Source organism: Bradyrhizobium sp. Arg816 (genome assembly GCF_029989365.1).
Lineage (GTDB): Bacteria > Pseudomonadota > Alphaproteobacteria > Rhizobiales > Xanthobacteraceae > Bradyrhizobium.
The window spans coordinates 118,099-143,844 of sequence record NZ_JAPRAQ010000018.1 but is presented as its reverse complement, the minus strand read 5'-3'; the positions used below and the strand labels follow the sequence as shown (position 1 = coordinate 143,844).

Here is a 25,746-nt window from a genome sequence, read left to right as displayed (position 1 = left end):
CCGCTCCAAACTCCGCTGTCATGCCCCGGCTTGACCGGAGCATCCAGTACGCCGCGGCCTCTGGATTCAACAATGACTGTCTCTGGAATACTGGGTCGCCCGGTCAAGCCGGGCGACGACAGCCTGCTAAACCTGACTAAGCCTGCCCGGCCTTGGCCAGCTCGACCTCGACGCGCAGCTCGATCTCGGACAGCACGGAATCCAAACCAGGATCGCCCGAGGACGATTTCAGGTTCGCCGCGGCATCGCGCAGCCGCATCACGGTCGAGGCGTCGAGATTGCCGGACAGTAGTCCCATCTTGAGATCGTCGAGCACGTCGAGCGCGGTCCTGCCGCGAGCGACCGAGCGTTTGCGGCGCTCGACCGGATCTTCCTCGATGCCTTGCAGTGCGAGCAGCCCGTCGATGTTCGCGGCGGCCTTCGGTGCAGCAGCGCCCCGCGTCTCCTGCGCCGACGAGGTGTCGGGCAGCACGAAGGTGCCGGAGCTCGTCCGCTTGGCCTGGCTGGCCGGCGTACCAAGCGTGGTGCCGTTCGGTCCGTAGATGCGCATCGCGGGAATCCGGGTGATCGATGCCGTCACCTTCGCCGTCTTATGGTTAACGGCGCGTAAACGGCCCGGCAAAATCTGCCGACAGGCGGCAGTTTCGCTCCTCAGGGAGAACGCTCCCTGACACCGGTGGAAACAGGTTTATTCAACCTATTCAATCGCGTAACCCCGCTGCCCCGCGTTGGCACAGCACTCGCAAGGAAAGCGTCGGACCAGCTCGTCATGGGAGTGTCGTGGATGGTCCGAGATTTGAGGAGCCTCGGGGAGCAGAGGATGCCAGGCGTTCGTTGGGTGAGGATTGTTGGGGTGGCCTGCGCCGCGCTGTCAGCGCTGGCGCTCTCGGTCACGTCTGCAAGCGCGACATCGCGCATCAAGGACCTCGCCAATATCGAGGGCGTGCGGCAGAACCAGCTCATCGGCTACGGCCTCGTCGTCGGCCTCAACGGCACCGGCGACACGCTCAACAACATCCCTTTCACCAAGCAGTCGCTGCAAGCGATGCTCGAACGCATGGGCGTCAACATCCGCGGCGCCACCATCCGCACCGGCAACGTCGCCGCCGTGATGGTCACGGGCAATCTGCCGGCCTTCGCCACCCAGGGCACGCGCATGGACGTCACCGTCTCCGCGCTGGGCGACGCCAAGGATCTGCGCGGCGGCACCCTGCTGGTCACGCCCCTGCTCGGCGCCGACGGCAATGTCTACGCGGTCGGACAGGGCTCGCTCGCGATCTCCGGTTTCCAGGCCGAAGGCGAAGCGGCGAAAATCGTGCGCGGCGTTCCGACCGTCGGCCGCATCGCCAACGGCGCCATCATCGAGCGCGAGATCGAGTTCGCGCTCAATCGGCTACCGAACGTGCGGCTCGCGCTGCGCAACGCCGACTTCACCACGGCCAAGCGGATCGCGGCCGCGATCAACGACTATCTCGGCGTCAAGAGCGCCGAACCGATCGATCCCTCGACGGTGCAGCTTTCGATCCCGCCGGAGTTCAAGGGCAACGTCGTCGCCTTCCTCACCGAGATCGAGCAGCTCCAGGTCGATCCTGATCTCGCCGCCAAGATCGTCATCGACGAACGCAGCGGCATCATCGTGATGGGCCGCGACGTTCGCGTCGCCACCGTCGCGGTGGCGCAAGGCAACCTCACCGTCACCATCTCCGAGAGCCCCCAGGTCAGCCAGCCCAACCCGCTGTCACGGGGGCGCACCGTGGTCACGCCGCGCACCGGCGTCAGCGTCGTCGAGGACGGCAAGAAGTTCGCCGTCGTCAAGGACGGCGTCTCGCTTCAGCAGCTCGTCGACGGGCTCAACGGCCTCGGCATCGGCCCGCGCGACCTCATCAGCATCCTCCAGGCGATCAAGGCCGCCGGCGCGATCGAAGCCGACATCGAGGTGATGTGATGCAGACCAGCATGATCAACACCCCGCACGTCGTCACCTCCTCGGCCTTCTCGGTGGAGAGCCGCAACGGCCGGCCCGACTTCGAGCTCGCCGCCGCGTTGCAGAAGGTCTCGCCGCAGCAGCAGTCGAAGGCGCAGAAGACCGCCACCGATTTCGAGGCGATGTTCCTCAACAGCATGTTCTCGCAGATGACCTCGGGCCTGAAGGGCGAAGGCCCGTTCGGCGACACCCCGGGCACCGGCGTGTGGCGTTCGATGCTGACCGAGCAATATTCCAAGAACTTCGCCAAGGCCGGCGGCGTCGGTGTCGCCACCGAAGTCTACCGCACCCTCATCATGCAGCAGGCGAAAACGATCCGCACGGCATAAGGTCAACCGAGATGAACCACTTCAACGCCTCACGTCAGTCGGTGCAAGCGCAGCGCCCGAACACCGCACCCGGCAACGCCGAGGCGCGCAAGGTCGCCGAGCAGCTGATGGATGCGATGAACGCCCTGCTCGGACTGGTCGAGCGCGAGACCGAACTCGTCCGCGCCGGCCAGGTCCGCGAAGCGATGACGCTCGAGAGCAAGAAGCAGGAGCTGTCGCGAAACTATGTCAGCGCCGTCAGCGAGTTGAAGACGAACCAGGCCCAGCTCGCGAAATCCGCACCCGAGCTGCTCTCGACGCTGCATCGGCACCACGATGCGTTCCGCGCGATGCTCCAGGTCAATCTCACCGTGCTCGCGACCGCACACGCGGTCTCCGAGAGCGTGCTGCGCGGCGTCAACGCCGAGATCCAGAAGCGCAACGTGCCCAACACCTACACGGCGGCGGGACGCCGCGCGGCTCCGGGCCCACGCCACATCACCCCGCTCGCGGTCAGCCGCTCGCTCTGAGCGCGCGCGAAAACTCCCTGCAATTTTACGAAAAACCGCGCGGCGATATCGTCGCGCGGTTAGGCACGTTTGCTTACCCGGTCTTCAATCCTGGTGTTCCATGGTTGCGTATTGAGAGGGGTTGGGATTTGACTCAGACGAGGCAACCAGGAGGCTGCCATGAGTACAGATTTCAGCATCAGGCCGGTGGGGATACCGGCCCCCGTGCAGATCATAACGACGTCCAATGCGGCGGCGAACGAGGCCGTGCAAACTGATTTGCCGGTGAGCCAGACGGTCGCCGCGAGCAATACCAGCGCAGCTGCGCGCAATGATTTGCAGAGCACCAGCGATAGCGTTTCACGCCAGGTCGTTTTCAACCAGCCCGCCGCGTCCTTCGTGTTCCAGGTCGTGAACGAACGGACCGATGCGGTTGTCGATCAGTTTCCGGACGAAGCGATGCTGCGGCGCCGGGCCTATTTCCACGCACTGGACATGAAGTCCGAGCCCCCGCGTCCACTCAGCACCGATCGCAGCGCCTGACGTTTACGCCACGGGTCGCGGCGGCCGTATCGAGGTCGTTCGAACCGGTCGCGTTACGACCGTCCCGAAAGACCGGCGGCGATATTGCGATTGATCTCGATCAGTGGGCGGAAGTGATCGAGCTGCGGGCTCATCAGCAGCGCTGCAGTCTGGCTCAGCACGAACACGCTGATGTTGGCGATCTTCTGCCGAACGTCGAGCGGCTGCGGATTGGTGTCGCGCATCGCCTCGCTCAGGAAGATGGTCCAGAGCTTGCGGTTGAACATCAACGCCTGCGTCGTCTGCTCGTTGAAGGGATCGGCGCTGTTGATGGCGTCCTGCAGCTTGTTGGCGGCCTTCAGGAGCGTCTGCGCCTCGATATCGCGAGGAGACGCAGTGGTCGTGGCTACACGCGCGTAGGCCGAAGCAGCAGAACTCGACATCGATCACCCTGGAGGTTTCCTCGCCCGTTGTACAGGCTTAAGGATTTCTTTCCCAACCCTAGGCAGCACCGCTTAAGATTTGCTTACGTGAGAGTGCCGACGATCTCCGGACAATTACTGGTCGCGGCATCCACCTTCACCTCAAGGCTAAATCCGAGTGCGCGCACTGTAAACGATTGCATCCATCATGCGCTGATCTGAGCTAATCGACAGTTAGCGATCTCGCTCAAAACAACGGCGAAGCCTAGGCTTCGCCGTTGAATGATTCATCGTCTACGTCAGCGTCGCGCTTAGCGGAGGAGCTGAAGCACGCTCTGCTGCGACTGGTTGGCGAGCGACAGCGCGGAGACTGCGATCGACTGGCGCGTCGAGAGCGCCTGGCTGTTGGCCGCTTCCTCGTTGGTGTCCGCAAGCGTCAGGCTCGACGAGCCGGTCTGCAGCACGTTGATCAGGTTCTTGCTGAAGTCCTGACGGATCTGCACGATCGACAGGTTCGAACCGAGCGTCGACGCCTCGGCACGCAGCGTGGTGCTGGCCGAGTTGAGCGAAGTCAGAATGGCGTTCGCCGATTTCGAGTCCAGGAAATCAACGCCCTGGTTCAAGGGCGCAAGGCTGAGGCCGGCGTCGTTGAGCGTCACGCCTTGAATTGTCAGCGTCGAACGTCCCGTTTCGTTGAACACGAGCTTGAGCGTATCGCCGTTCAGCAGGTTCACGCCGTTGAAGGAGGAGTCTTGCGCGGTGGTGTTGATCTGCGCGAGCACGTTGTTGTACTGCGCGACGAGATTAGCGCGCGTCGACTGCGAATTCGGGTCCGCGGTGGGCGCCTGCGCGATCAGACCATAGAAGGGCTGGCCGCTCGCCGCGGCCGTGCCGCCGATTGCGCCGATCGTCAAGGAAGCCGCATCGTTGGAGGTCACGATATTGAGATGACCCGTCGGGTCGATCGTCGCTTGCAGATTGTTCGACGCCAGCGCCGCATTGAGCTGATTGAGCGTGGAAACCTGCCCGACGCCGAAGCCGAAGGTGACGCTGGTCTGGGTGCCGCCGCCGGTCGCGCCGATCGTCAGCGTCTTGCCGCTGAGTGGGGGCGGAACGCGGGCGGTGGTGCCGGCGGAGAGGCCGAGCGCTGTGAGCACGTTGCCCGAGCCGGAGATCGCCAGATCCTGGCTCGTGCCGGTGCTGAGCACGAGCTGACCGCCGGAAACGGTCGAGGCCGTCGCGGCTCCGGTGATGCCGTCGATTGCACTCAGTACGGTCTGCACCGTGAGATTGCTGCCGGCGCCGATGCCGATCGTGACGTTGCCGAACGAGTCGGTGGTCGAGGTGGTCTGCGCGGTCGAGAAGGTGATCGTCTTGCCGTCGACGGTCAGGACCGAGCCGTTGGTGATGGCAGTACCCAGATCATTGGATCCTGCGCCGGCGGTGCCGACCAGCTTGGTCGCGCCGGTGATCGGCGCCGCGCCGCCGGTGTCGTCATTGTTGACGAGGCTGCCCGTGACCGTGTTGTTGGTGAAGGCGGTGCCCAGCAGGTTGTTGGCGGTCGCACCAGGGACCGCGGCCGCCGTCACGTTGGATTTGGGCGAGTACCCCGTCGGGCTCTGCAGCACCTGGCTGGCGATCGATTTGGCGCTGTCGACCAGCTTTTGCAGCGAGGTGATGCCGGTGTTGGCGGCCTGCAGCACCTGCACGCCGTTGCTGATGCCATCCAGGAGATTGCTGATGTCGCTGGCGCGATTGTCGAGCCCCTGTGCGGTGAAGAAGTTGGTGGGGTTATCAAGCGCCGTGTTCACCTTCTTGCCGGTCGAAAGGCGTCCTTGCGTGGTGGCCAGCAGGTCGGCCGTCGACTGCAGTGACAACAGGTTCTGGCGAACTGATGCCGAGAGAACGATGTTGGACATTGGCGGATCTTCCTCTTGAAGCGCGACGCTGTACGAATCAGTCCAGGCCGATCTGGCAGATGAGCTTTTGTCCAGTTTTAGAGCCTGTCCTTTAAGTTAAGGTTAATGGCGCTTTAAGCCGTTAGGTTAATGAAGCGTTAATCCGCCGGGCTGCCCGGGAACGCCGCACCGGAAGCATGTCACCCGACAAAGAAAAGCGGCGGGGCAAGAGCCCCGCCGCGATGCCTTGTTTGACGATTTTCGCCGCGTATCAGCGCAGGAGCTGCAACACGCTCTGCTGCGACTGGTTGGCCAGCGACAACGCCGAGACCGCGATCGACTGGCGGGTCGACAGCGCCTGGCTGTTGGCCGCTTCCTCGTTGGTGTCGGCCAGCGTCAGGTTGGACGAACCGGTCTGCAGGACGTTGATCAGGTTCTTGTTGAAGTCCTGGCGGATCTGCACGACCGACAGGTTCGAACCCAGCGTCGATGCTTCCGAACGCAGCGTGCTGCTGGCGGCATTGAGCGTGGTCAGGACCTTGTTGGCCGAGGCGTTGTCCAGGAAGTCGGTGCCCGAGGCGAGGGTCGAGATGTTGAGACCCGCGGTATTGAAGGTCACACCGGTGATGCTCAGCGTCGACTTGCCGGTTTCGTTGAACGTCAGCTTCAGCGTGTCGCCGTTGAGCAGGTTGACGCCGTTGAAGGAGGCATCCTGCGCGGTCGTGTTGATCTGCGCGAGCACGTTGTTGTACTGCGCAACCAGGCCTGCACGCTGGGTCTGCGAGGTCGGATCGGCAACCGGAGCCCCGACGGCAACGCTGTGGAACGGACCGGTGGCGGTAAAGGCCGAGCCGCCGAGCGTGCCGATCGTCGAGGAGGCCGCGTCGTTCGTCGTCGTGATGGAGATCACGCCGGTCGAGTCAATCGAGGCCTGCAGGTTGTTGGCCGCCAGTGCCGAATTGAGCCCGTTCAGCGTGTTGACCTGGCCAGCGCCGGTGCCGAAGGTGATGCTGCTCGCGGTGCCGCCACCGGTGGCGGCGATCGTCAGCGTCTGGCCCGAGATGGCGGGCGGGACGCGGGCGGTCGTGCCGGCGGTGAGACCGAGCGCGGCCAGCACGTTGCCCGAACCCGCAATCGTGAGATCCGAGGTCGTGCCGGTGCTCAGCGTGAGCTTACCAGCCGCGACGGTCGAAGCGGTGCCGGTGCCGGTGATGCTGTCGATCGCGGAGAGCACAGTGCCCACCGTCAAGGTGCTGCCGCCAACGCCCGTCTTGATGCCGATGGTGAAGTTACCGGCGGCGTCCTTGGTCGAGGTGGTCACGGTGTTGTCGAACGTGATGGTCTTGCCGTTGATCGTCAGGACCGAGCCGGTGGTGATGGCGGTGCTGAGGTCGTCGGACGTCGCGCCCGCGGTGCCAACCAGCTGGGTGGAAGCGGTGATGTTGGCCGCAGTGCCGGTGTTGTCGTTCTGGATGACGGAGCCGGCGACGGTGCTGTTGGTGTAACCGGTGCCGAGCAGGTTGTTGGCGGTCGCGCCGGTGATGGCGGTCGAGGTCACGGTCGACTTGGTGGAGTAGCCCGTCGGGCTCTGCAGCACCTGGTTGGCGATCGACTTGGCGCTGTCCACCAGCTTCTGCAGCGAGGTGATGCCGGTGTTGGCTGCCTGGAGAACCTGAACGCCGTTGCCGATGCCATCGAGCAGATTGCCGATGTCGCTGGCGCGGTTATCAAGGCCCTGGGCGGTGAAGAAGTTGGTGGGATTATCCAGAGCCGAGTTCACCTTGCGGCCAGTCGACAGACGGGACTGGGTGGTGGCGAGGAGGTCGGCGGTGGACTGGAGGGAGAGCAGGTTCTGGCGAACCGATGCGGAGAGAACGACGGACATACTGTTACCTTTCTGGTAGCTACGCGTCCTATCTGACCATAATTGATCAGACGACCGCCGGACCGTGCGTCCAAGCCTCTAACAATCCGTGAAATGAAAGCCGCACTTTTTCCGCCGCGACGCTGAAAGCCCCCTTCGAGGCCGCGGCAGACGCCTCGAAATGCCGCTACCGGCCTTGAAATTGTTGCATTTTCCGTCCCCGACCCCGTCGTTTACGACCTGTTAACCATGTTGCGCAAGGATCGGCTCCAAATCACGAACGATCGCCCTCATCGCACGAACGCCGCGACGGATCGTTGTAAAAGGGTTGATGGAGAACAGGCATGGCTCTCAAGGTTGAGCTCAAACCGCACGAACGCATCATCGTCGGCAATTCGGTGATCACCAACACCGACCAGCGCGCCCGCCTCCTGATCGACGGCGACAACGTGCCCATCCTGCGCGAGCGCGACATCCTCACGCCGGAGACCGCCGACACGCCGGCCAAGCTCGTCTATCTCGCCGTCCAGCTGATGTACATCTCGCCGGATCCGCAGAGCCAGCACGGCACCTACTTCAACCTGGTGCGCGACATCGTCACCGCGGTGCCGAGCGCCTGGCCGATCATCGAAAGCATCAACAACAACATCATGAGCGGCGATCTCTACCGGGCGCTGAAGGATGCCCGCAAGCTGATCGCCTATGAAGAGAAGCTGAGGGACCAGTACCAAGCGACGCATCCCAAGGGCGACGTCAGCTCGGCCGCCTGATCGGCACGCATCAGCCTGCCCAAATGACAACGGCCCCGGATCATCTCCGGGGCCGTTGTCGTTTCGACTGCATTCCTGGTCACGGCGCCGCCAGCGGCGGCGCCTCGACCTCGATCAGACCGTCGCCGGCGCGCCGCGCGCCGAACTCGAGCACCGCAGCCACAAGCGCGTCGATGTCCGTCTCGTCGGTACGGTGATTGACGATGGCAGCGCGGATCGCGAACCTGCCGTCCAGCGTCGTGCTCGAGGGCGCCGCGACGCCGGACTCCTGGACATCGGCGACGATCTCGCGATTGACCGCATCGTCGGCGCGGTAGCGGAAGCAGACGATGTTGAGGTTCACCGGCGCCAGCAATTCCAGCCGCGGCTCCGCCAGTACGCGCGTCTCCAGATATTTCGCCAGCGCACAGCTGCGCGCGATCACCGCGCCCAGCCTGTCGGTGCCGAACGTCTTCAGCGTGAACCAGGTCTTCAGCGCGCGGAAGCCGCGCGACAGGTCGGGTCCGAGATCGCAGGGCCAGACCGCGCCCGCCGCAAGCCCCCTCGCCTCGCGGCGCAGATAGGCCGCCGGCTGCGCAAAGGCCTGCCGGTGCTGCTCGCCGTCACGCACCAGCAGGAAGCCGGCATCGTAGGGCACCTGCCCCCATTTGTGGAAGTCGAGCGCAATGGAATCGGCGAGTTCGATGCCGCCGAGCATGGGCGCGAGCTCGGGCGAGAAGATCGCGAGCGCCCCGAAGGCGCCATCGACGTGAAACCAGATTCCTTCCTCGCGGCACAGCGCAGCGATCGCCTCGAGATCGTCGATCGCGCCGATATCGACCGTGCCGGCGGATGCAACGACGAGAAACGGCTTGAAGCCGACCTCGCGATCGATCGCGATCTGTGCGCGCAGCGCGGCGACGTCGATACGATGATCGGCGTCGACGCCGATCTTGCGCAGCGCATCGGTGCCGAGCCCGGCAATGTCCATCGCCCTGGAGACACAGCCATGCGCAGCCTGCGACGTGTAGGCCGTGAGCACCGCGCCGTCATTGCCCACGCCGTGCTGCCGCGCCAGCATCCCGAGCGCAGCGGTGCGCGCCACCAGCACCGCCATCAAATTGGCCATCGACGTGCCCGTGACGAAGATGCCGCTCGCACTCTCCGGGAAATCAAACAGGCGCCGCATCCACGCGACGATCTGGCGCTCGACTTCGATCGGCATGTGATCGCGTCCGCCGAGATTGGCATTGAGGCCGGCTGCGAGCATCTCCGCGAGCATACCGACCGCGGTGCCGCCGCCATGCACCCAGCCCATGAACCCGGGATGAACGTTACCGGTCGCATAGGGCGCGACATGCTCGGCAAATTCGCGATAGACATCGGCAAGGTCGCTCGCCTCGCGCGGCACGTCGGCCTTCAATGCCGCGCGAATGCCATCGGGAATCGGCTGCCACACCGGCCGCGCGCGGACATTGGCGATGCCGTCGATCGCCTCGTCCAGCATGCGATGGGCGAGCGTGCGAAATTCGCTCCAGTCCTGCGGATCGAGCGAAGCATGCGCGACGGAGCTTTGCGCGTTGCGCATGATCTCGTTCATGCTGCGCTCGCCTTGCTCTCTCCTGCGTGCCGCGACAGCATCGCCGTGAACGCGGCAAAGATCTTGCGCATCTGCGGCGGCTTGTACGGAAACACGACCGGCGAATCCATGTTGTGCACGACGGCGGTGTTGTCGGCTTCGAAGACCAGCAGCTCACGGTTCTGGTTCTCGGCGCAATCGACGATGAAATAATCGAGGCCGACGCGCCGGCTCATCTCGTCGAGCGCGGCCTTGTGGCGCGCGGCGAAGGCGTGGTCGAAGTCCAGCATGAAGACGGCCTCTTCAGCCCGCTTCTCCTCGCTGAACGCCATGTAGGCGTTGAGATACCAGATGTCCCAACGATCGGCGATCGCCATGTGGCAGGCGTAGGGCTTGCCGTCGACCATCGCGAGACGATATTTGCGGTAGAGCCCGTCGGGGCTCACATAATCGACGAAGCGCGCGACGAAGAAATCCTGCTCCTCGCGCTCGGCGAGATAGGCCGCGAGTGCCGGCGCATCGTCGAGTTTCGCGAGCCCGACACCGGCATGCGTGCCGCGCGGCCGCGCGATCATCGGAAAGCGTAATTCGCCGGCGATGTCCTCGCAAGCGATCCGGCCCTGCGCGAGATCCGTCAATTGCGCGCGCGTCGCGTGGATGGTCGATGGGATCTCGAGACCAGGGATGCCCGCCAGCAGACGATGCAGCTTGTCGCGATCGAGGTTGCCGATGAGATCGGGGCGATTGAGCAGCGAACGCGGCCAGTGCGGCGCGGCCTTTTCGATCAGGGCCAGCGTTTCCCGGCATTCCTCGGAATCGGATGCTACCACGATGGCAACGTCGTGATCGGGCAACGTCTCAGGCAAGCCGACATCCTTGGTCACATAGAGCGTCAACAGCTCGAAATCGGAGCCTTCGAGCAGGAATTCGATCGGCGTGTTGCCGCCCATGTCGATATCGGCCGCTAGCGCGAGCACGCGCAAGCCGGGCTTCGGAGCCGCAGCGGGCGTGCGAAACAATTGATGGAAGGTCAGCACCTCCGACTGGATCGCGAGCCCCGCGGCCTTGTCGCCGAGAAGCTGGACGATCAGCGATAGGTCGAGGCCTTCGCCCGCGTGCGCTGCTCCTTCCGTGATCCGCGTGACGAGCCGATCGCGCAGTGGCTGCAGATCGACGCCTTCGAAGGCCTGGCGCGTCAGCTGCGCAAAGCCGATGCGGTCGGCACAGTTCGGCACGGTCACGCCGATCGGCGCGGAAACTGGATGCTGCATCTCATACCTCGAACGCGGATTTTTCCGGCGCGGTTGCGGCTGCGCCGCGGTCAAGCAGCAGCTCGATCTTCACCAGGACATGGGCGATACGATCGAGCAGGTGCTGCACATTGCGTTTTGCCTGCGCCATATCCGGCGACCAGGCCTCGGTCACGAGCCGGGCGCCGACGCAGAGGCGCAGCACGGCCTGCGGCGCGTCGTCCTGCCGTTCCAGCCGGACCGGCTGGCCGATCAGGCTGCGCTGGACGGCGACCGCCCGGTCCGCCGCGCTGCCGCTGATCTCGTCGTTCATGTCACGCCGCAGCGCCCGATGGACGGCGCCGGTCTCGGCAATCGAGACCGGCTTGCCGTCGCGCAGCAGCATGAACGGAAAGATCGTGGCGTGCGCGAACTCCTCGTCGTCCCCGGCAGTCTTCTCGGTCGCCGTTGCAACGGGTTGAAGCGACGGCGACAGCGCGATCATGCTGTCGATGCCGGCGGCAAGCTCGGCCAGCGCCCTGACGCGGAAGGCTCCGGGCACGGCGTAGTAGCTGCCGATCTCCGCGAGCGCCGCCTCCCAGCGCAGCCATTGTCCGAAATTCGGCCGGCGCTCGAAGCGTGAGCGCAGCGCCGTCCAGGCCGTCGGCCAATCGCAACGGCCGGCATAGTCGAAGAAGCCCGGCGCAATCCCCTCAATCCGGTCGAGCGATCGCGAAAACCCTTTCGGCACCAGCACCGCGCCGCTGAAGGCAGGGCCGCCGAAGAATTTCGAGCCGGTGATCAGCACCATATGGCCGCGGTCGAGATAGGAGCGCAGCCGGCGGCGGCCAAGCCGCGCCTGACAGGCGTCGACGACGACCTGAACCTTGCGCGGCCAGCGCCGCGCGATCTCGTCGAGACAGGCCGCGCTCGGCGCGCGCCAGCCGAGCTTCGAGGAATCCATGATCTGAAGCAGCACGGGCGCGCCTTGCGCGATCGTCGCTTCGATCGCACCCAGCACCGCGGCATCGGTGTCGGCGCGCATCGCGATGCCCGGCCCGGCCCGAAGCAGCGGCAACGGCACGCTGGCGCCGGCGAGTCCGGCAACCGCGCCGTCCTTGCGCACGGCAAGGCCGCTCGCCGTCATGGAGCTGAAATGGTGACCGCGCGCGGTATGGGCCGTGCCGCTACCGGTCTGGTCGGCGCCGACCACGATCGTCACTGGCGGCGCGCCGAGCACCGCACGCGCCAGGAACAGGGCGTGAAGCTGGGAATCGGTGCCAGACGGCGAGAACACGACGTCGACGCGCGGCGAGAGCTGGAGATGGCCGCGCAGCTCCTCGCGCATGCCCTCGCAGCGCGCATCGAAGGCGATCTCGACCTCGTCGAACAGGCACCTGTGCATCAGCTCTTCGCGCGCCAGCGCGGCGCGGTCATAGGCAAATTGCGAGATCGTCGATGCCGTCGAGGAGGCGAAATTCCAGATCTCCGGTTCCGGCGAGGCCGCACAGCCATAGGCGTTGACGCGATCCCCAGCGTCGAGCACCAGCCGCGGATCTCCGCCGGAGACGAGCAGCGTGTCCAATGGTGTGAAGAGATCGCGCAGGCGGTAGCGCGAGCCGCCGTCGAATGTGCGCTCGGGGACTGACAGACCGGATGCGCCGGCGCTCATCCCGGAAAGCTCACGCCGCATCGGCCGCTGCCGCGAGCACGGCTGCGAATTGCGAGGCGATGTCGCCGTGGAACACCGACGGCCCGACGTGATCCAGCGAGCTCTCGATGTCGGCCCAGATCTCGCCGCCGATGTCGGTCCAGCGCTTGCAGAAGGCGAAGTCCTCGGAAAGGTAGATGCCGGTCGCCGGATCGATCATGCATTCGAACAGAGCGAAACGGTTCTGGCTCGCCACCAGCGTGTCGTGCGAATGCTCGCGGAAGAATTGCAGACCTGCATAGTTGGGGTGGCGGCACATCGCCTCCAGCACGTGGCGGCGGATCATCAGGAAGCCGGTGCCGGCGTAGCGCACGCGGGTAAAACCGTTGACCACCACGATGCGGTCGGGATCCTCGATCTCGAGCACATAATCGAGCGCGGCTGCCGGCACATCCGCGCGGCCGGACTCGATCGCGCGCCTCGCCTTGTCCCAGTTGACCCGCTTGATCGGATAGCAGCCGGCGACGACATCCGCGCCGCATTCGATCAGCCGGAACACCTGCTCGGGCTTGAAGCCGATGTCGGCGTCGACGAACAGGAAATGGGTCGCTTTTGGATCGTCGAGGAACATCGCGGCCAGATTGGCCCGCGCGCGCGTGATCAGCGCATCGCCGTCGCGCAAGAGCACCTTGAGCTCGAGATTGGACATGCCGTGCACGGCGCGCTGGAGCGCGAAGATCGAGCTCGCATAAATGCTCGAGACCTGCCCGCCGAAGCACGGCGTGGCCACCACCAGCTGCATCTTGTCCGACATCGACGGCCCTGCCCCGCTCAACTCCTCACCAAAACGTAAAGAGGCACGGTTAACGGCGTCTTAATGCGCCGTTACAGGAACTTGACGAGCGAGAGCTGTGCGAGCTTCGAGGTAACCTGGTAGGACGCCTGAAGCGCGTTCTGGAGCGACAGGAGCTCGCTCGCTACCTGGTCCGGCGAGGCCGATTCCGCCTGGTCGATGATGGACTGGAGCTGCGCCTTGGCCTGGGTCTGGCGCGTGCCTGCGTCCTTCATCGTGTTCTGGGCCATCGCGAGGTCCGTCTGGATGTCCTCGAGGTGCTGCTGGCCGGGCTGCTTCGTCAGCGACTGCGTCACCCGCAGGCTCAGCGCGGTGACCTGTCCGCCCGCATACTGGCTGGTCGGCGAGGTCGAGAACGTCCCGAACACCGCGATCGCCTGCAATTGCTGGCGGATCGCGTCCTCGTTGGCCTGCGCGCCATATTGCACCGTGACTGAATCATCGACCCGCGCCATCGCCGTGGAGCGCGGCGAGCCGGGCCCGTCATTGCCGGTGTACCATTTCACGGTATTGGCCGAGCCGTTGACGAGCGTCGTCGCCGAACTCGCCGGTGAAGAACCGACGCGCAATGGCGGCTGCGTCGCCGTGACCGGCGTCGAGCCGAAACCGAGCGCGCCGAGTGCGCCCGCATTCGAGGTCGTGATGTTGAGGCTCGCCGCGTCGTCCGTGTTGATCGTGATCGAGCCGCCATGCACGGTCGAAGGCTTCGACGTGCCCGTGATCTGGTCGATCTTGCTCATCAGCGTCTGGATGCTGTCGCCGACATTGAGCTGGTTACCGGTCGCGCCCGAATTGACGAAGGTCAGCGTGGTGCCGTTCACGGTGATGGTGTCACCGGCGACGAAGCCCGGCGAGATCGAATTCGAGGGGCTCGCGCCGGACAGCGCCGTTGCTCCGCTGACCGGCGCCGGCGGCGCAGCCTGGTTGTTGACGGGCGTACCGATCGCGGAGCTTGCGGTGTTGAAGAAATTGTAGCCGGCCGTGATCGCGGATGCCGCGACAAGCGACGTGTTGGCGAGCTTCGTGATCGCAGTGTTCAATGCCGTATTGAGGTTCGCGGACGTGTTGGCCGGGGTCGTCGCGTCGATCGCGAAGCTGCCCAGCGGCGTCGGCGTGGCCGTCGAGGCGGTCAGGGCGATCTGCTCGGTCGAGCCGTCCGGCAACGTGAACTGAACGCTCAGCTTGTCGCCGTTGTTCGGGTTGACGCCGTTGAGATCGACCGAGAACGAGACAGGCGAGCCGCTCGGACCGGTCACGGTCGCGCCGGTCAGCGTCGAGGACACCGCCTTGATCTTGAGCCCGAACGGCGATCCCGCGACATCTTCCGACACCTTGACCGAACTCGGCGTCGGCTGCGTCTGCACCAGCCGTCCCATGCCGTTGGTGCCGAGGTCGGCGGCCTGGCGTTCCGCCATGACGGTCTTGAAGCCCGCCTGCGTGGTCGTACCGTTGATGATGTCGGCGGCATTGGCAACCGACTGCGTGTTGAACGCCGTCCCGGAGAACAGATAGCGGTTGCCCGACTGCGTGTTGAGAACGCCGACCATCGAGCCGAACTGCGAAGCGGCCGTGTTCTGCGCGACGGTCTGTCCGTTGACGTTGAGATCCTGCGCGGTGCTTGCGGAGCCGGTCTGCACCGTGTTGCGGATCGTCGTGAGCGACTGCAGCGCGGTATTGGCGAGGTTGATGTTGACGTTCACGTTCGTGATCGTGTCGGTATAGGCGGCGATGTTCGAGAGCTGCGAGCGCCCGGCGATCGCAAAGCCCTCGTTGGTGCCCATCCCGGAATAGTTCTGCGACAGCTTGCCGGTCGCGAGCTGCGTCGACAGGTCGGTGAGCTGCTGATTGATATTGCGGATCTGCGCGCCGAGGACCGACGAGGCGTAGTTGATGCTGCTGATCGACATGTTTCAGAGCCCTGTACTGGTTACGCTTGAGCTTGGAGCAACGTGTTCATCATGCTCTGCACCACCGACATCACGTGGGCGTTGGCGGCATAGGCATTCTGGAGCTGGATCAGGTTCGACATCTCCGAGTCCAGGTTGACGCTGGAGGTCGAGTCGAACTTGGCCTGGAGCGTCGAGACCACGACGCTCTGGCCCTGCTGGAGCTGGGTGGCCTGGGTCGAGGCGCTGGCCTGGATGCTCAGGAACTGCTGGAGGTAGTTCGAGACGCTGCCGGTGAACGGCTGGTTCGCCGAGCCGAGGCCGGTCGTCGGCGAATAGGAAAACACCGCATTGGTGAGCTGCGAATAGAGATAGTCCGAGCGCGTGGTATCGCCGGCGGGCGTCACCGGCGAGGTGTTGTAGACCGACAGCCGCGTGGGATCGCTGACCAGCTGCGTGTTCACGGCGATACGCCCGGCAAGGCCGGTCATCTGCGAGCCCGAGGCGGTGATCGTACCGGTGTAGAGCGCCTGCCCGCCGTCGGTGAACACCGCCAACTGCGGGCTGCCCGAGGTCAGCGACGAGATCGTCCTGGTGGTCGAGGCCGAATTGACCTTGGCAAGGCCGGTATTGTCATCGGTCACCCGCAGCGTCGTGGCCGTCGCCGGCGACGGAGCGGCGGAGAACGTCAGATGCGAGCCTGAGAGCGCGGTGTTGAGCGCAGCGGCGATCGCACTCATGCCGCCGGAGAAATCGACGCCCACCCGCATCGGGTTGGCATTGGTGGCGTTCTGGAGCGGCAGCGCCGCCGGGTCGGTCACGTTGACGAGCGTGATCTGGCGCTGGGTGTTGGTCGCCGTGTCCTTGTAGGTGATGTTGACCGTATTGCCCGGCTGCGCACCGGCAAGGTCGAGATCGAATCCGGCCGGCGGGCCCGAGACCGTGCTGCCGGCGGTGGTCTTGTCGGATAGCGCGCTCGACATCGTGGCGGCGAGCTGGTCGATCTGGTTCTGCGCCTGCACCAGTGTCTGGTCGCGCAGCTTCAGGTCGGCCGCGATCTGGCCGGAGGAGACCACGTTGTTGGCGACGACGTCGAGCTGCGAGCCGTTCGGCAGCTTGATGTTGAGCGCACCGACGCCGGACTTGGCCGGATCGATGTTGTAGAGCGAGGTCGCCGAAAGGGCGCCGGCAGAAGCAAAGGTGAATTGCGAGGCGAGCCCGGCGCCGACGAGCTGGATGCCTGTGGTGGTGTAGATGTTGGCCTGGTTCGAACCGTCGGTGGTGACGCGAACGTCGACGAATTTCGACAGCGTGTTGATGGCCTGATCGCGCTGGTCCATCAGCGTCGCGGCCGAGGGATCGTTGGCCGACAAGCCCTGAAGCTTGGTGTTGATGTCGGCGACCTTCTGCATCGCCGCGTTGGCCTGCTGTGCCGAGGTGCCGAGGTCCTGCTCGACATTGGAGCGCAGCGACTGGATGCCCTTGGTGGTCACGTTGAGCTGCTGGGCCAGGGCCTGCGCCGCGCCGAGGGCAACCGTCTGCGCCGACGACGAGCCGGCGCTGGTCGACAGCGCCTGCAACGCCGTGGTGAATTTGTTCAGCGCGGTTTCGAGCGTGCCGCTGTTGCCGGGCGTGCCGTAGACACTCTGAAGCTGCTTCAGGATGTTGGCCATCTGGTCGGCGTAACCGCTGCCGCCGGTCTCGGTGCGCAGCTGGTTCTGCACAAAGGTGTCGAGCTCCCGGCTGACGCCGGTCGTCATCGCCGTCGAGCCGAAATCGCCGGTGGTGACCTCGATCTGGTTCGGCCTCTGGACGACGTAACCCGGCGTCTGCGAGTTGGCGACGTTCGAGGAGACGATCGAGAGCGCGGCCTGGTTGGCACGCAGACCGCTCATCGCACTGGCGAGGGCTGAACTCAAACCCATATCACTGGCCGCCTTTGGTTACGTCACGCGCCGATCAGCGCAACACGTTCAAGAGATCCTGCACCATCGAATTCGCCGTCGTGATCACCTTGGTGTTGGCCGAATAGGCCTGCTGGGTCACGATCAGCTTGGTGAATTCGTCGGCGATGTCGGTGTTCGAGCCTTCCAGCGACGAGCCGCTGATGCTGCCCGACGCGCCGTCGATCGCTGTGCCCGACTGTTCGGTCGCGGCGTAGGCGCCGCCGTCGAGGGCCTTGAGGTAATTGGTGCCGTTGAAGTGCGACAGCGTCACCTGGGCGAGATTGAGGTTCTGGCCGTTGGAGAAGGTGCCGACCACGAGGCCGCTGTTGTTGACGGCGACCGAGCGGAGCTGACCGGCGGCGTAGCCGTTCTGCGTGATGGTGTTGATCGTCACCGCGCCGCTGGTGCTGGCATATTGCGTCAGCCCGCCCGAGGACATGTTGAAGGCGACCGAGCCGAGCGACTGGCCGCCGACGCTGACGTTGTTGATGGTGATGCCCGATCCGCTCGGCGAGGTCAGCGAGCCGTCGCTGGCAAAGGTGAAGGCCTGCCCGGTGTTGACCCAGCCGACCGTGGTGCCGGTCGCATTCGGATCGGTCTGGTAGAACAGGTTCCAGGTGTCGGAATGGCCGGTACCCAGCGAGGCACTGTCGGTCTTGGCCCAACGCAGCTGCAGGTTCACCGGCGTGCCCGCGGCGTTGTAGGCGGTGACCGCACCGCCGCTGATCGATTCCTTAGTGAACGTGGCGATGTCGTTGCCGATCACGCCGCCGGTGCCGGCCGTGCCGCCACCGCCGCGGTTCTTGGAGATGGACGACGTAAAGCCGAGCGCGGCGAAGGCGCTGCTGTTGTTGGGGCTCGTCACCGTCAAGGTGGGATTGGCGATACCGGTATTCAGGGTGATCACGCCGTTGCTGATCGAAGAACCGCTCGCACCGCTGAGCGTGTCGATCTGGCTGAGCAGAGTCGCTATGGAGTCGGTGATGTTGATCTGGTTCGGAGGGGTAGCGCCGGAAGCCACGAAGGTGATCGTATTGGCAGCTCCCGTGCCGTTGACCTGGATCGTGTTGCCGACCACGAAGGGCGTCGAGAGGACTTCCGCCCCGCCGGGCTGCGCGGTGCCGCCGAGCTGTGTACCACTCGTAATTGCGGGAGTGGACAGCACGTTACCGCCGCGCGTCACGCTGCTGACGCCGAGCAATCCTGCCGCAGTGCCGCCGATCGTCACGTCGGCCGTGGTGCTCGTCGTGATCTGGATGTTGCCGCTGGCATTCAAAGTCACGCTGGAGGCGGGAACGCCGGCTCCAGACGCGATCGCGCTGAGGACATCCGACATCAGTGCGCTGGTGGGCGACTTCAGACCAATCGTAGTGACGACAGGGGGGCCTGCAGCCGTCGAAGCGCCCGAGACGGTGTTGTCGAAGTTGATTGTTCGGCCGTTGACCGTCAACGACTTGCCGGCCAGGTTGGTGAGAAGGCTGGTGTTGAGATGCGTGCCCAAGCCGGCATCGAGAGATGTGCTGCCAGTTGCCACCGCCGAAGCGCTATCCAGCAGTGCCACCGTGCCGGTCGCGGTCGTCGCCGTATAGGCCGAGCGCAGATTGCCGGTAGCGGCTGCGCCGGAGACCGTCGCATTCGAATAGGGCGGCGGCGGCGTGCCGACGATCAGCGGGTTGGCGGCAAAATCGGACGGATTCAGGCCGCCGGCCGCCAGCAGCGTGCCGCTCGCCGCGGTCGAGCTCGCCCCCGTGTTCGGCACGCTCGGCAGGTTCGCGGCGTACTGGATCGAGGTTGTCGCCTGTGCCGGGATGAAGTTGTTCTGGAATTTCAGGACGGATGACACATTGCCGGTCGGGTTGCCAGTCTTGGGATCGACCGTGACGCCCATCAGATAGTAGCCGGCGCCGTTGACGAGATTGCCGTTGGAATTGAGCTGGAAGTCGCCGCGGCGGGTGTAATAGGTGACGCCGCTGAACACCGGCACGTTATCCACGACGCCGGTCGCCTTCTGGATCGAGAAGAAGCCGTCGCCGGTGATCGCCATGTTGGTGGCAACGCTGGAGCCCGAGATTGTGCCCTGCGTCGTGATGGTGGCCTTGGCGTTGGCCGTCACGCCGCCCGCGACCTGCTTGCTCGGCACCGAGGCGTCGGGAATGAGATCGACGAAGCTGGTCCCGATGCCCTTGTAACCGGTGGTGGATGAGTTCGCGATGTTGCCGGAAATGTTCTGCAGCGCGTAGGACTGCGCCTGCAGGCCACCCACCGAGGTGTTCATTGCATCGAAGATACCCATAACTTTGTCTCCAGATCCGATCTCGGCGGCCGGTCGACCATGGCCGCAGTCGGAGGAGACAGTCGCAAGGGCTATGCCAATGCGGGTATTCTCAGGAAATCAATGACTTGAGTGGGCAGGCCCCGGTCCGATGACCGGGGCACAATTGCCGGGGCGGCAACAATTGCCGGGGCGATTGTCGTTCCGGAGCGATGCGTCAGCATCGAATCCGGAACCTCGAGATTCCGGGTTCGGTCCTGCGGACCGCCCCGGAATGACGAGGAGAAAAGCTACGTGGCCGACGCCGCCGCGGGGTGGAAGACCAGCCCGAAACCGTCGATGCAATAGCGCAATCCGGTCGGCTTCGGACCGTCGTCGAAGACGTGGCCGAGATGGCCGCCGCAGCGCCGGCAATGCACTTCGGTGCGCACCATGCCGAAGGTGCGGTCCTCGGTCTTGCCGACATTGCCTTCGATCGGCTGATAGAAGCTCGGCCAACCCGTGCCGCTCTCGAACTTGGTCTCGGACGCGAACAGCGGCAGGTCGCAGCCAGCGCAGGCGAAGATGCCCTTGCGGTGTTCCTTGAGCAGCGGGCTGGAGCCTGGCCTCTCGGTGCCCTCCTTGCGGAGGATTTCATATTGCTGCGGCGTGAGCTGGGCGCGCCACTCGGCGTCGGTCTTCTCGATCTCGAATTTTTGCGTGGCCTTCTCTCCCGCCTCGGCAGGCGTTCCTCTCAACCAGCGGAAGGCCGAAAGGCCGAACAGGCCGGCAACAGTCGTCAACAGGATGCGGCGGTCAAACATCTGATTCTCCGTGCGCGGGGAGTCCACGCCCTGAGATACGGGCTTTACCGCCAGACGTTACACGTCCGGGCGGGGTTTTTCTCAACTTATTGCGAGACGATGTCGCCGTGCGGAACCGGTTCCACGTCCTCAGCCGCAGGTTTCGGCGGAGGGGCCGGCCGCGGCCGGACGCCCGGCGGCGGACGGCGCGGACCGGTACCGGCGGCCCGGTTGGCTTCGGCGAGGCGCGCCTCGCGTTCCCGGTCCTTGACCCGGGCCCGCTCGCGGTAGCGGGCGAGCGAGCCTGCGGCGGCGGAACTCGCCCTGCCCCAGACTCCCACCAATTGGCCGGCGACCCGTCCGGTCGTGCCGCCCGCCCAGACCAGCTCGAACGGCGAGAACAGCTTCCAACGCTCGTCGCCCCACAAAATGCTGCGCGCGATCAGCTGCCCGGCCATGGCCGAGGTATTCATGCCCTGGCGGCCGAACCCGCTCGCCACCCACAGGCCTTTGCGCAACTGGCCGATCTGCGGCATGCCGTGCACGGTCTGGCCGGTGACACCGCCGAACATCTCGGTGATCTCGACATCGCCGAACTGGGGAAAAATCGATCTGATCCGCCGCCTGACCGCGCCCGCAAAGCGCTGCGGACGCGCGGCCCAGGTGGTCTCGGGGCTTTCCCACATCAGGCGGTCGCCGTCGACGACACGGAAATGGTCGACCCCGTCGGAATCCATCACCGATCCCTTGAACGCCACGATCTCGTGCACGCGCTCGCCGAGCGGCGCGGTAATTCCGGCATAGCGCCAGACCGGCAGCAGCGTTTCCGACAGGCGCCTCAAGGGCGCGCCGAGGTGGATGTTGCCGGCGAGCACGATGTGGGTGGCGCGCAACCGCGCCGAGGGCGTGACGATGCGCTTGCGGATGCCGGAATGATCGATACTGACGACGGGCGTCTCCTCGAAGATGCGCGCTCCCGCCCGCCGCGCCAGCGCTGCGAGGCCATGCACATATTTGCGGCCGTCGAGCTGGAACGCCCGGGGATAATAGACGCCGTGGAAGTAACGGTCGGTCTTCAGCGCCTCGCGGACGCGATCCACCTGCCAGCCCTCGACCTCCGTGTCGAAATCCTCGTGGAGCATCTGCAACCGGCTGATCAGCCGGTCGCCGGCATCGACGTTGGAGACCTCCAGCACGCCGTCGCTTGGGCCGATGCCGGGCATGTTCTCTTCGGTGGCGTTGGCCCGGACGAACTCGGCGCCCCCCTTCGCCAGCGTCCACAATTCGCGCGCGTCCTCGAAGCCGATGCGCTCGATCAAATCGGCGAGCGGCAGCGCAAAGCCCGGCATCACGGTGCCAAGCTGGTGTCCGGAGGCGTTCCAGCCGATATGGCGTCCCTCGAGCACCGCGACGCTGGCCCCAAGCCGGGCTGCCTCCAGCGCGATGGAGAGCCCGGCAAGCCCGGCCCCGATCACGCAGATGTCGGCGTCGAGATCAAACGACAGTCGCGTGCGTTCACGAAAGCCGGCTTCTTCCTGGGACTCGCTTGTGAAAGTCTCGCTCATGTCGTTTTCTTAAAGGACCGATCGGGCCCTTGTCACCTTGTCCTCAACCGGCGCCTGTAGATTATTCTGGACGCGTAACGATTCGAGAATGCCATGCGCCGTTTGATGCTGCTGCGTCACGCCAAGACCGAGACCGACGCGCCGAGCGGCCGTGACCAGGATCGTCGCCTCGACGACCGCGGCCACAAGGACGCCGCGCAGATCGGGGATTGGCTCGCCACCCATCCCCCCTTCCCCAAGGCCGTGCTGGTGTCGCACGCCGTCCGGGCCCGGCAGACTTGGGACATTGCCTGGGAGACGATGAAGGACCGCGTCGCAGCGCCGCAGGTGGAGATCCTGCCCGAACTCTACGGCGCCGATCCCGCCCAGATCCTGGAATCCATTCGCACTGCAACCGTTCCGGCCGCCCCGAAGCAGTTGCTGCTGGTGGGCCACAATCCCGGCATGCACGAGGCCGCGTTGATGCTGATGGGCGGCGGCGATCCGGCCGGCGCCAAGGCGCTCGCCCACAATCTGCCCACGTCGGGGCTTGCGATCTTCGACTTTGACGTCAAGGATTGGGGTGACGTGGCCTACCGCCGCGGCAAACTGGTGCTGTTCGTCAGCCCCAAGCTGCTTCGATCGGGTTGAGACGCGCGGGGCGCGCCGTCTCGACCGGTTGATCCAGCTTGGTCAATTGGGAGGCGCAGATGTTCAAGTCCATCCTCGTGCCCATCGACCTCGCCGACACCGATCTGGCCAAGCCGGCGCTCGCGACCGCGGTAACGCTGTCGCAGACCTGGAGCGGATCGATACGGCTGCTCAACGTGCTGCCGATGACGCCGGTGATGCTCGCCGAATACGTGCCGGCCGATTTCGACGAGCAGCAGCGCCAGACCTCCGAAGAAGCGCTCGCCATCGTCGCACGGGAGTCAGGCATCGAGACGGGGCGCATTTCCAGCGTGGTGCGCCAGGGCGGCATCTACCACGAGATCCTGGAGGAAGCCGTGCATATGAAGGCCGACCTGATCGTGATGACCTCGCACCGGCCGGCGATGCGCACCTATTTCCTCGGCTCCAACGCCGGGCACGTCGTGCGCTACGCCAAGTGCTCGGTGCTGGTGGTCAGGCATTGATCGCCACAACAAACGCCGTCATTGCGAGCGCAGCGAAGCAATCCAGCGTCTTTCCGCGTTGGCAGTCTGGATTGCTTCGCTCCGCTCGCAATGACGACGCGGAGGCATTGTCACCACGCCCGGACTCACCGGGCGTGGCGGCCGAATGAACTCACAGATACCGCGTCAGCTCGGCCTTGAACTGCCCGTAGACGGCGTCCTCGATCTGGCTGCGCGTGATCCCGATGTCGCGCAAGGCGTGGTCGTCGAGCTCGTTCAGCGTCTTGACGGCAGAGCGGCGCTCTAGGCGATCGAACAGCGCATGGGCGACGTTGGTGAGCGTGCTGAAAAATCCGCCCGACGAGGATGGGCTTAAACTCCGCCCGGCAGTTTGCGAGATCGTGGTCATTTTTCTTCTCCGGCCTATTGTCCGCGCGGCGAAGCAGGTGCCGTTGGCGCGGACGCTATGAGCGCCTGCACCTCATTTGCCGTCGGATTGCTCTCGCTCTCCTCGGCTCAATCGCGGAACTTGATGGAACTTAAATGCTCCAGTACACTACTCGGAGCAAGTAAAACATTGCTCTCGGTGCAATAATGTCCAAGTTCGAATACGTGAAGCTTGCCGATGCCATTGCGGCCGATATCACTAAAGGCACGTTAAGGCCCGGCGACCGGCTGCCGCCACAGCGCAACTTTGCCTATGACCGCGGCATCGCTGTCTCGACCGCGAGCCGGGTTTATACGGAGCTGCTTCGCCGCGGGCTCGTCGTCGGCGAGGTCGGCCGCGGCACCTTCATCTCCGGCGACATCAAGCGCGAGGTCGAGGCGTTGAGCGAGCCGCGCGACGCGCGGATCGATTTCGAGGTCAATTATCCGTTATTACCGCAGCAATGGGCGATGATCGCCAAGAGCCTTGCCGGGCTCGAGCGCGTCGATGCGCTCGAATCTGCCCTGCGCGTCTCGACCAGCACCGGCACCAAGAGCGCGCGCAATGCCGCCGTCGCCTATCTCGCGCGCAAGGATTTTACGCCGCAGGCCGAGCAGATCGTCTTCACCGCCAACGGCAAGCAGTCGCTCGCTGCCGCGCTCGCCGCCCTCGTTCCCACCGGCGGCCGCTGCGGTGTCGAGGCGCTGACCTACCCTTACGTCAAGAGCATCGCGGCGCGGCTCGGCGTGACGCTGGTCCCGATTCCGATGGACGAATACGGCGCGCGTCCCGATGCGATCCAGAAAGCGCATCGCGAGGCGCATCTGTCGGCGCTGTATCTCCAGCCCATCATCCAGAACCCGCTCGGCGTCACCATGAACGCGACGCGGCGCGCCGACATCATGCGCGTCGCCGAGAAGCTCGATCTCACCATCATCGAGGACGCCGTCTACGGCTTCCTCGCCGACGACACGCCGCTGGCAGCGCTCGGGCCGGACCGTTGCATCGTGATCGACAGCCTGTCCAAGAAGGTTGCACCGGGCCTCGCGCTCGGCATCCTCGTCACCCCGCCGCATCTGCGCGAGAGCGTGATGAGCGCGGTGCGGACCGGCGGCTGGATCGCCTCGGGCCACGCGCTCGCGTCCGGGCAGCGGCTGATGGCCGACGGCACCGTTGCCGAGCTGACGCGGCTGAAACGGATCGACGCTGCGCGCCGGCAGCAGACCGCGGCCAGGCTGCTTGCCGGCTACCAGCACGCGGCCGACCCGCGCTCCTATCATCTCTGGCTGACGCTGCCGCCACACTGGCGCTCGCAGACCTTCGTCGCCGCAGCAGCCCGGCGCGGCATCGCACTGACGCCATCCTCGACGTTTGCAATTGCGCACGGACATGCACCGAACGCGGTGCGGCTCGCGCTCGCCCCGCCCTCGCTCGAGCAGCTCGATTCCGGCCTGCGCACGCTCGTGTCGCTGCTCGGCACCAAGGAAGAGGATTTCGACTCGACGGAGTAGCCGGAGCGTTGCGAGCGAAGTGATACCGGTTCGAAAACGCGTCACGACAAAGATCCGGCCCTTCGCTGCTCAGGCCGCCGGCCATTCTGTGATAAAGCCCTTCGCCTTGTACGGCTCGATCTTGTCCCATTCGTGCAGGACACGCCGGCGAAACTCGACATCGGTGTGCCAGAGTGCGCGCGGCGTCGCAAAGCTGTCGACGGTGAGCAGCATCTTCTCGACTTCAGGCCAGTGCCGGTAAAGCGTCATCGGATAGCGGCGCGCCGTCCAGGTGTTGCCGAGGCAGATCACGCTCCGGAGGTCTTGCAGTCCAAGCGCCGCATCAATGATCGGCAGCGAGAAGATCACGTTCTCGCTGGTGTTCATCGCGCGATGTTCCTCGAGGATGAGGTCCGCGGGAATGCCGGCCGCGACCATCGCGGCCTTGATAATGGTGCACTCAGATTGCTCCGAGCCCGGCGTCACACCACCGCTGACAATCGACCAGCGGAACAGGCCTTCGCGCCACAGCCTCGCGGCGGTGTCGGCGCGCAAGCCAACGTCCTCGCGGGTGCCGAACATGAACAACAGATCGGCCGGCCGGAGCGACGTATCGATCAGATGTGTCCGGTTGATCTCGGCGATCTCATCCGCCGTAAGCGGCCGCGTGGCACGATGCATGTCTGACATGGCCGCACGATGCGACACCGGCGCAG

Annotated in this window: 23 protein-coding genes; 8 read left to right on the top strand and 15 right to left on the bottom strand. The window is 65.0% G+C overall.

Annotation, left to right across the window (positions count from 1 at the left end; translation table 11 throughout):
• Nucleotides 1-136 precede the first annotated feature (136 nt).
• Nucleotides 137-550, bottom strand: coding sequence for a flagellar assembly protein FliX (locus OWC48_RS33025; RefSeq protein ID WP_282523745.1), 414 nt, complete (start codon nt 548-550; stop codon nt 137-139).
• 270 nt (nt 551-820) lie between these two features.
• Here OWC48_RS33025 and OWC48_RS33020 point away from each other — a divergent pair, with 270 nt between their 5' ends.
• The 4 genes from OWC48_RS33020 to OWC48_RS33005 all read left to right on the top strand — a co-directional run bounded on the left by OWC48_RS33020 (nt 821) and on the right by OWC48_RS33005 (nt 3,344).
• Complete coding sequence (locus OWC48_RS33020; protein WP_282523727.1) at nt 821-1,945, top strand: flagellar basal body P-ring protein FlgI; 1,125 nt, start codon at nt 821-823, stop codon at nt 1,943-1,945.
• Nucleotides 1,945-2,313, top strand: coding sequence for a flagellar assembly peptidoglycan hydrolase FlgJ (flgJ, locus tag OWC48_RS33015; protein WP_028148518.1), 369 nt, complete (start codon nt 1,945-1,947; stop codon nt 2,311-2,313). Before OWC48_RS33020 ends, flgJ begins: the two co-directional genes overlap by 1 nt.
• A gap of 11 nt (nt 2,314-2,324) precedes the next feature.
• Nucleotides 2,325-2,822 carry a hypothetical protein gene (locus OWC48_RS33010; RefSeq protein ID WP_282523726.1) on the top strand — a complete coding sequence of 166 codons (498 nt, stop codon included), beginning with the start codon at nt 2,325-2,327 and terminating at the stop codon, nt 2,820-2,822.
• 159 nt (nt 2,823-2,981) lie between these two features.
• On the top strand, nt 2,982-3,344 hold the full coding sequence (locus OWC48_RS33005) for a hypothetical protein (RefSeq protein ID WP_282523725.1): 363 nt from the start codon (nt 2,982-2,984) through the stop codon (nt 3,342-3,344).
• A 53-nt stretch (nt 3,345-3,397) separates the two neighbouring features.
• On the opposite strand, the gene flaF is transcribed toward OWC48_RS33005, so the two are convergent.
• The 3 genes from flaF to OWC48_RS32990 all read right to left on the bottom strand — a co-directional run bounded on the left by flaF (nt 3,398) and on the right by OWC48_RS32990 (nt 7,528).
• The gene (flaF, locus tag OWC48_RS33000; RefSeq protein ID WP_282523724.1) at nt 3,398-3,766 is read right to left on the bottom strand and encodes a flagellar biosynthesis regulator FlaF; all 369 of its coding nucleotides are present in this window, start codon (nt 3,764-3,766) and stop codon (nt 3,398-3,400) included.
• A gap of 290 nt (nt 3,767-4,056) precedes the next feature.
• Nucleotides 4,057-5,664, bottom strand: coding sequence for a flagellin (locus OWC48_RS32995; RefSeq protein WP_282523723.1), 1,608 nt, complete (start codon nt 5,662-5,664; stop codon nt 4,057-4,059).
• A 250-nt stretch (nt 5,665-5,914) separates the two neighbouring features.
• Nucleotides 5,915-7,528 (bottom strand): flagellin, encoded by a 1,614-nt coding sequence (locus tag OWC48_RS32990; protein ID WP_282523722.1) that lies wholly within the window; start codon nt 7,526-7,528, stop codon nt 5,915-5,917.
• A gap of 323 nt (nt 7,529-7,851) precedes the next feature.
• Between OWC48_RS32990 and flbT the strand changes: the two genes are divergently transcribed.
• Nucleotides 7,852-8,277: a flagellar biosynthesis repressor FlbT gene (flbT, locus tag OWC48_RS32985; RefSeq protein WP_071912194.1), complete on the top strand. Its 426-nt coding sequence runs from the start codon at nt 7,852-7,854 to the stop codon at nt 8,275-8,277.
• A 79-nt stretch (nt 8,278-8,356) separates the two neighbouring features.
• Here flbT and OWC48_RS32980 read toward each other — a convergent pair whose 3' ends face one another.
• From OWC48_RS32980 to OWC48_RS32940, 9 genes are all read right to left on the bottom strand, one after another.
• Nucleotides 8,357-9,856, bottom strand: a complete 1,500-nt coding sequence (locus OWC48_RS32980; RefSeq protein WP_282523721.1) for an aspartate aminotransferase family protein — start codon at nt 9,854-9,856, stop codon at nt 8,357-8,359.
• Nucleotides 9,853-11,106: a RimK family alpha-L-glutamate ligase gene (locus tag OWC48_RS32975; protein ID WP_282523720.1), complete on the bottom strand. Its 1,254-nt coding sequence runs from the start codon at nt 11,104-11,106 to the stop codon at nt 9,853-9,855. The genes OWC48_RS32980 and OWC48_RS32975 overlap by 4 nt, the downstream gene beginning before the upstream one ends.
• A 1-nt stretch (nt 11,107) precedes the next feature.
• Entirely contained in the window at nt 11,108-12,757 is a 1,650-nt protein-coding gene (locus OWC48_RS32970) for a hypothetical protein (RefSeq protein WP_282523719.1), read from the bottom strand.
• On the bottom strand, nt 12,747-13,529 hold the full coding sequence (locus tag OWC48_RS32965; RefSeq protein ID WP_282523718.1) for a hypothetical protein: 783 nt from the start codon (nt 13,527-13,529) through the stop codon (nt 12,747-12,749). The genes OWC48_RS32970 and OWC48_RS32965 overlap by 11 nt, the downstream gene beginning before the upstream one ends.
• A 71-nt stretch (nt 13,530-13,600) precedes the next feature.
• Complete coding sequence (locus OWC48_RS32960) at nt 13,601-15,475, bottom strand: flagellar protein (protein ID WP_282523717.1); 1,875 nt, start codon at nt 15,473-15,475, stop codon at nt 13,601-13,603.
• Nucleotides 15,476-15,495: 20 nt separating this feature from the next.
• Nucleotides 15,496-17,379 (bottom strand): flagellar hook-associated protein FlgK, encoded by a 1,884-nt coding sequence (gene flgK / locus OWC48_RS32955; protein WP_282523716.1) that lies wholly within the window; start codon nt 17,377-17,379, stop codon nt 15,496-15,498.
• Nucleotides 17,380-17,413: 34 nt separating this feature from the next.
• Nucleotides 17,414-19,693: a flagellar hook-basal body complex protein gene (locus OWC48_RS32950; RefSeq protein WP_282523715.1), complete on the bottom strand. Its 2,280-nt coding sequence runs from the start codon at nt 19,691-19,693 to the stop codon at nt 17,414-17,416.
• Nucleotides 19,694-19,962: 269 nt separating this feature from the next.
• Nucleotides 19,963-20,475 (bottom strand): peptide-methionine (R)-S-oxide reductase MsrB, encoded by a 513-nt coding sequence (msrB, locus tag OWC48_RS32945; protein ID WP_231142319.1) that lies wholly within the window; start codon nt 20,473-20,475, stop codon nt 19,963-19,965.
• Between the two features lie 86 nt (nt 20,476-20,561).
• Nucleotides 20,562-22,019, bottom strand: a complete 1,458-nt coding sequence (locus tag OWC48_RS32940; RefSeq protein WP_282523714.1) for an FAD-binding oxidoreductase — start codon at nt 22,017-22,019, stop codon at nt 20,562-20,564.
• Between the two features lie 93 nt (nt 22,020-22,112).
• On the opposite strand from OWC48_RS32940, the gene OWC48_RS32935 reads away from it, so the two are divergent.
• Together OWC48_RS32935 and OWC48_RS32930 are read left to right on the top strand one after the other, a co-directional pair.
• The gene (locus OWC48_RS32935; protein WP_282523713.1) at nt 22,113-22,649 is read left to right on the top strand and encodes a histidine phosphatase family protein; all 537 of its coding nucleotides are present in this window, start codon (nt 22,113-22,115) and stop codon (nt 22,647-22,649) included.
• A 59-nt stretch (nt 22,650-22,708) separates the two neighbouring features.
• Entirely contained in the window at nt 22,709-23,134 is a 426-nt protein-coding gene (locus OWC48_RS32930; protein WP_028148535.1) for a universal stress protein, read from the top strand.
• A gap of 151 nt (nt 23,135-23,285) precedes the next feature.
• Here the strand turns inward: OWC48_RS32930 and OWC48_RS32925 are convergent, their stop codons facing one another.
• A complete protein-coding gene (locus OWC48_RS32925) occupies nt 23,286-23,522 on the bottom strand; it encodes a DUF1127 domain-containing protein (RefSeq protein ID WP_282523712.1) in 237 nt (78 codons plus the stop codon).
• A 185-nt stretch (nt 23,523-23,707) separates the two neighbouring features.
• Between OWC48_RS32925 and OWC48_RS32920 the strand changes: the two genes are divergently transcribed.
• On the top strand, nt 23,708-25,051 hold the full coding sequence (locus tag OWC48_RS32920; protein WP_282523711.1) for a PLP-dependent aminotransferase family protein: 1,344 nt from the start codon (nt 23,708-23,710) through the stop codon (nt 25,049-25,051).
• Nucleotides 25,052-25,120: 69 nt separating this feature from the next.
• On the opposite strand, the gene OWC48_RS32915 is transcribed toward OWC48_RS32920, so the two are convergent.
• Nucleotides 25,121-25,720, bottom strand: a complete 600-nt coding sequence (locus OWC48_RS32915; protein ID WP_282523710.1) for a YdcF family protein — start codon at nt 25,718-25,720, stop codon at nt 25,121-25,123.
• Between the last annotated feature and the right edge of the window lie 26 nt (nt 25,721-25,746).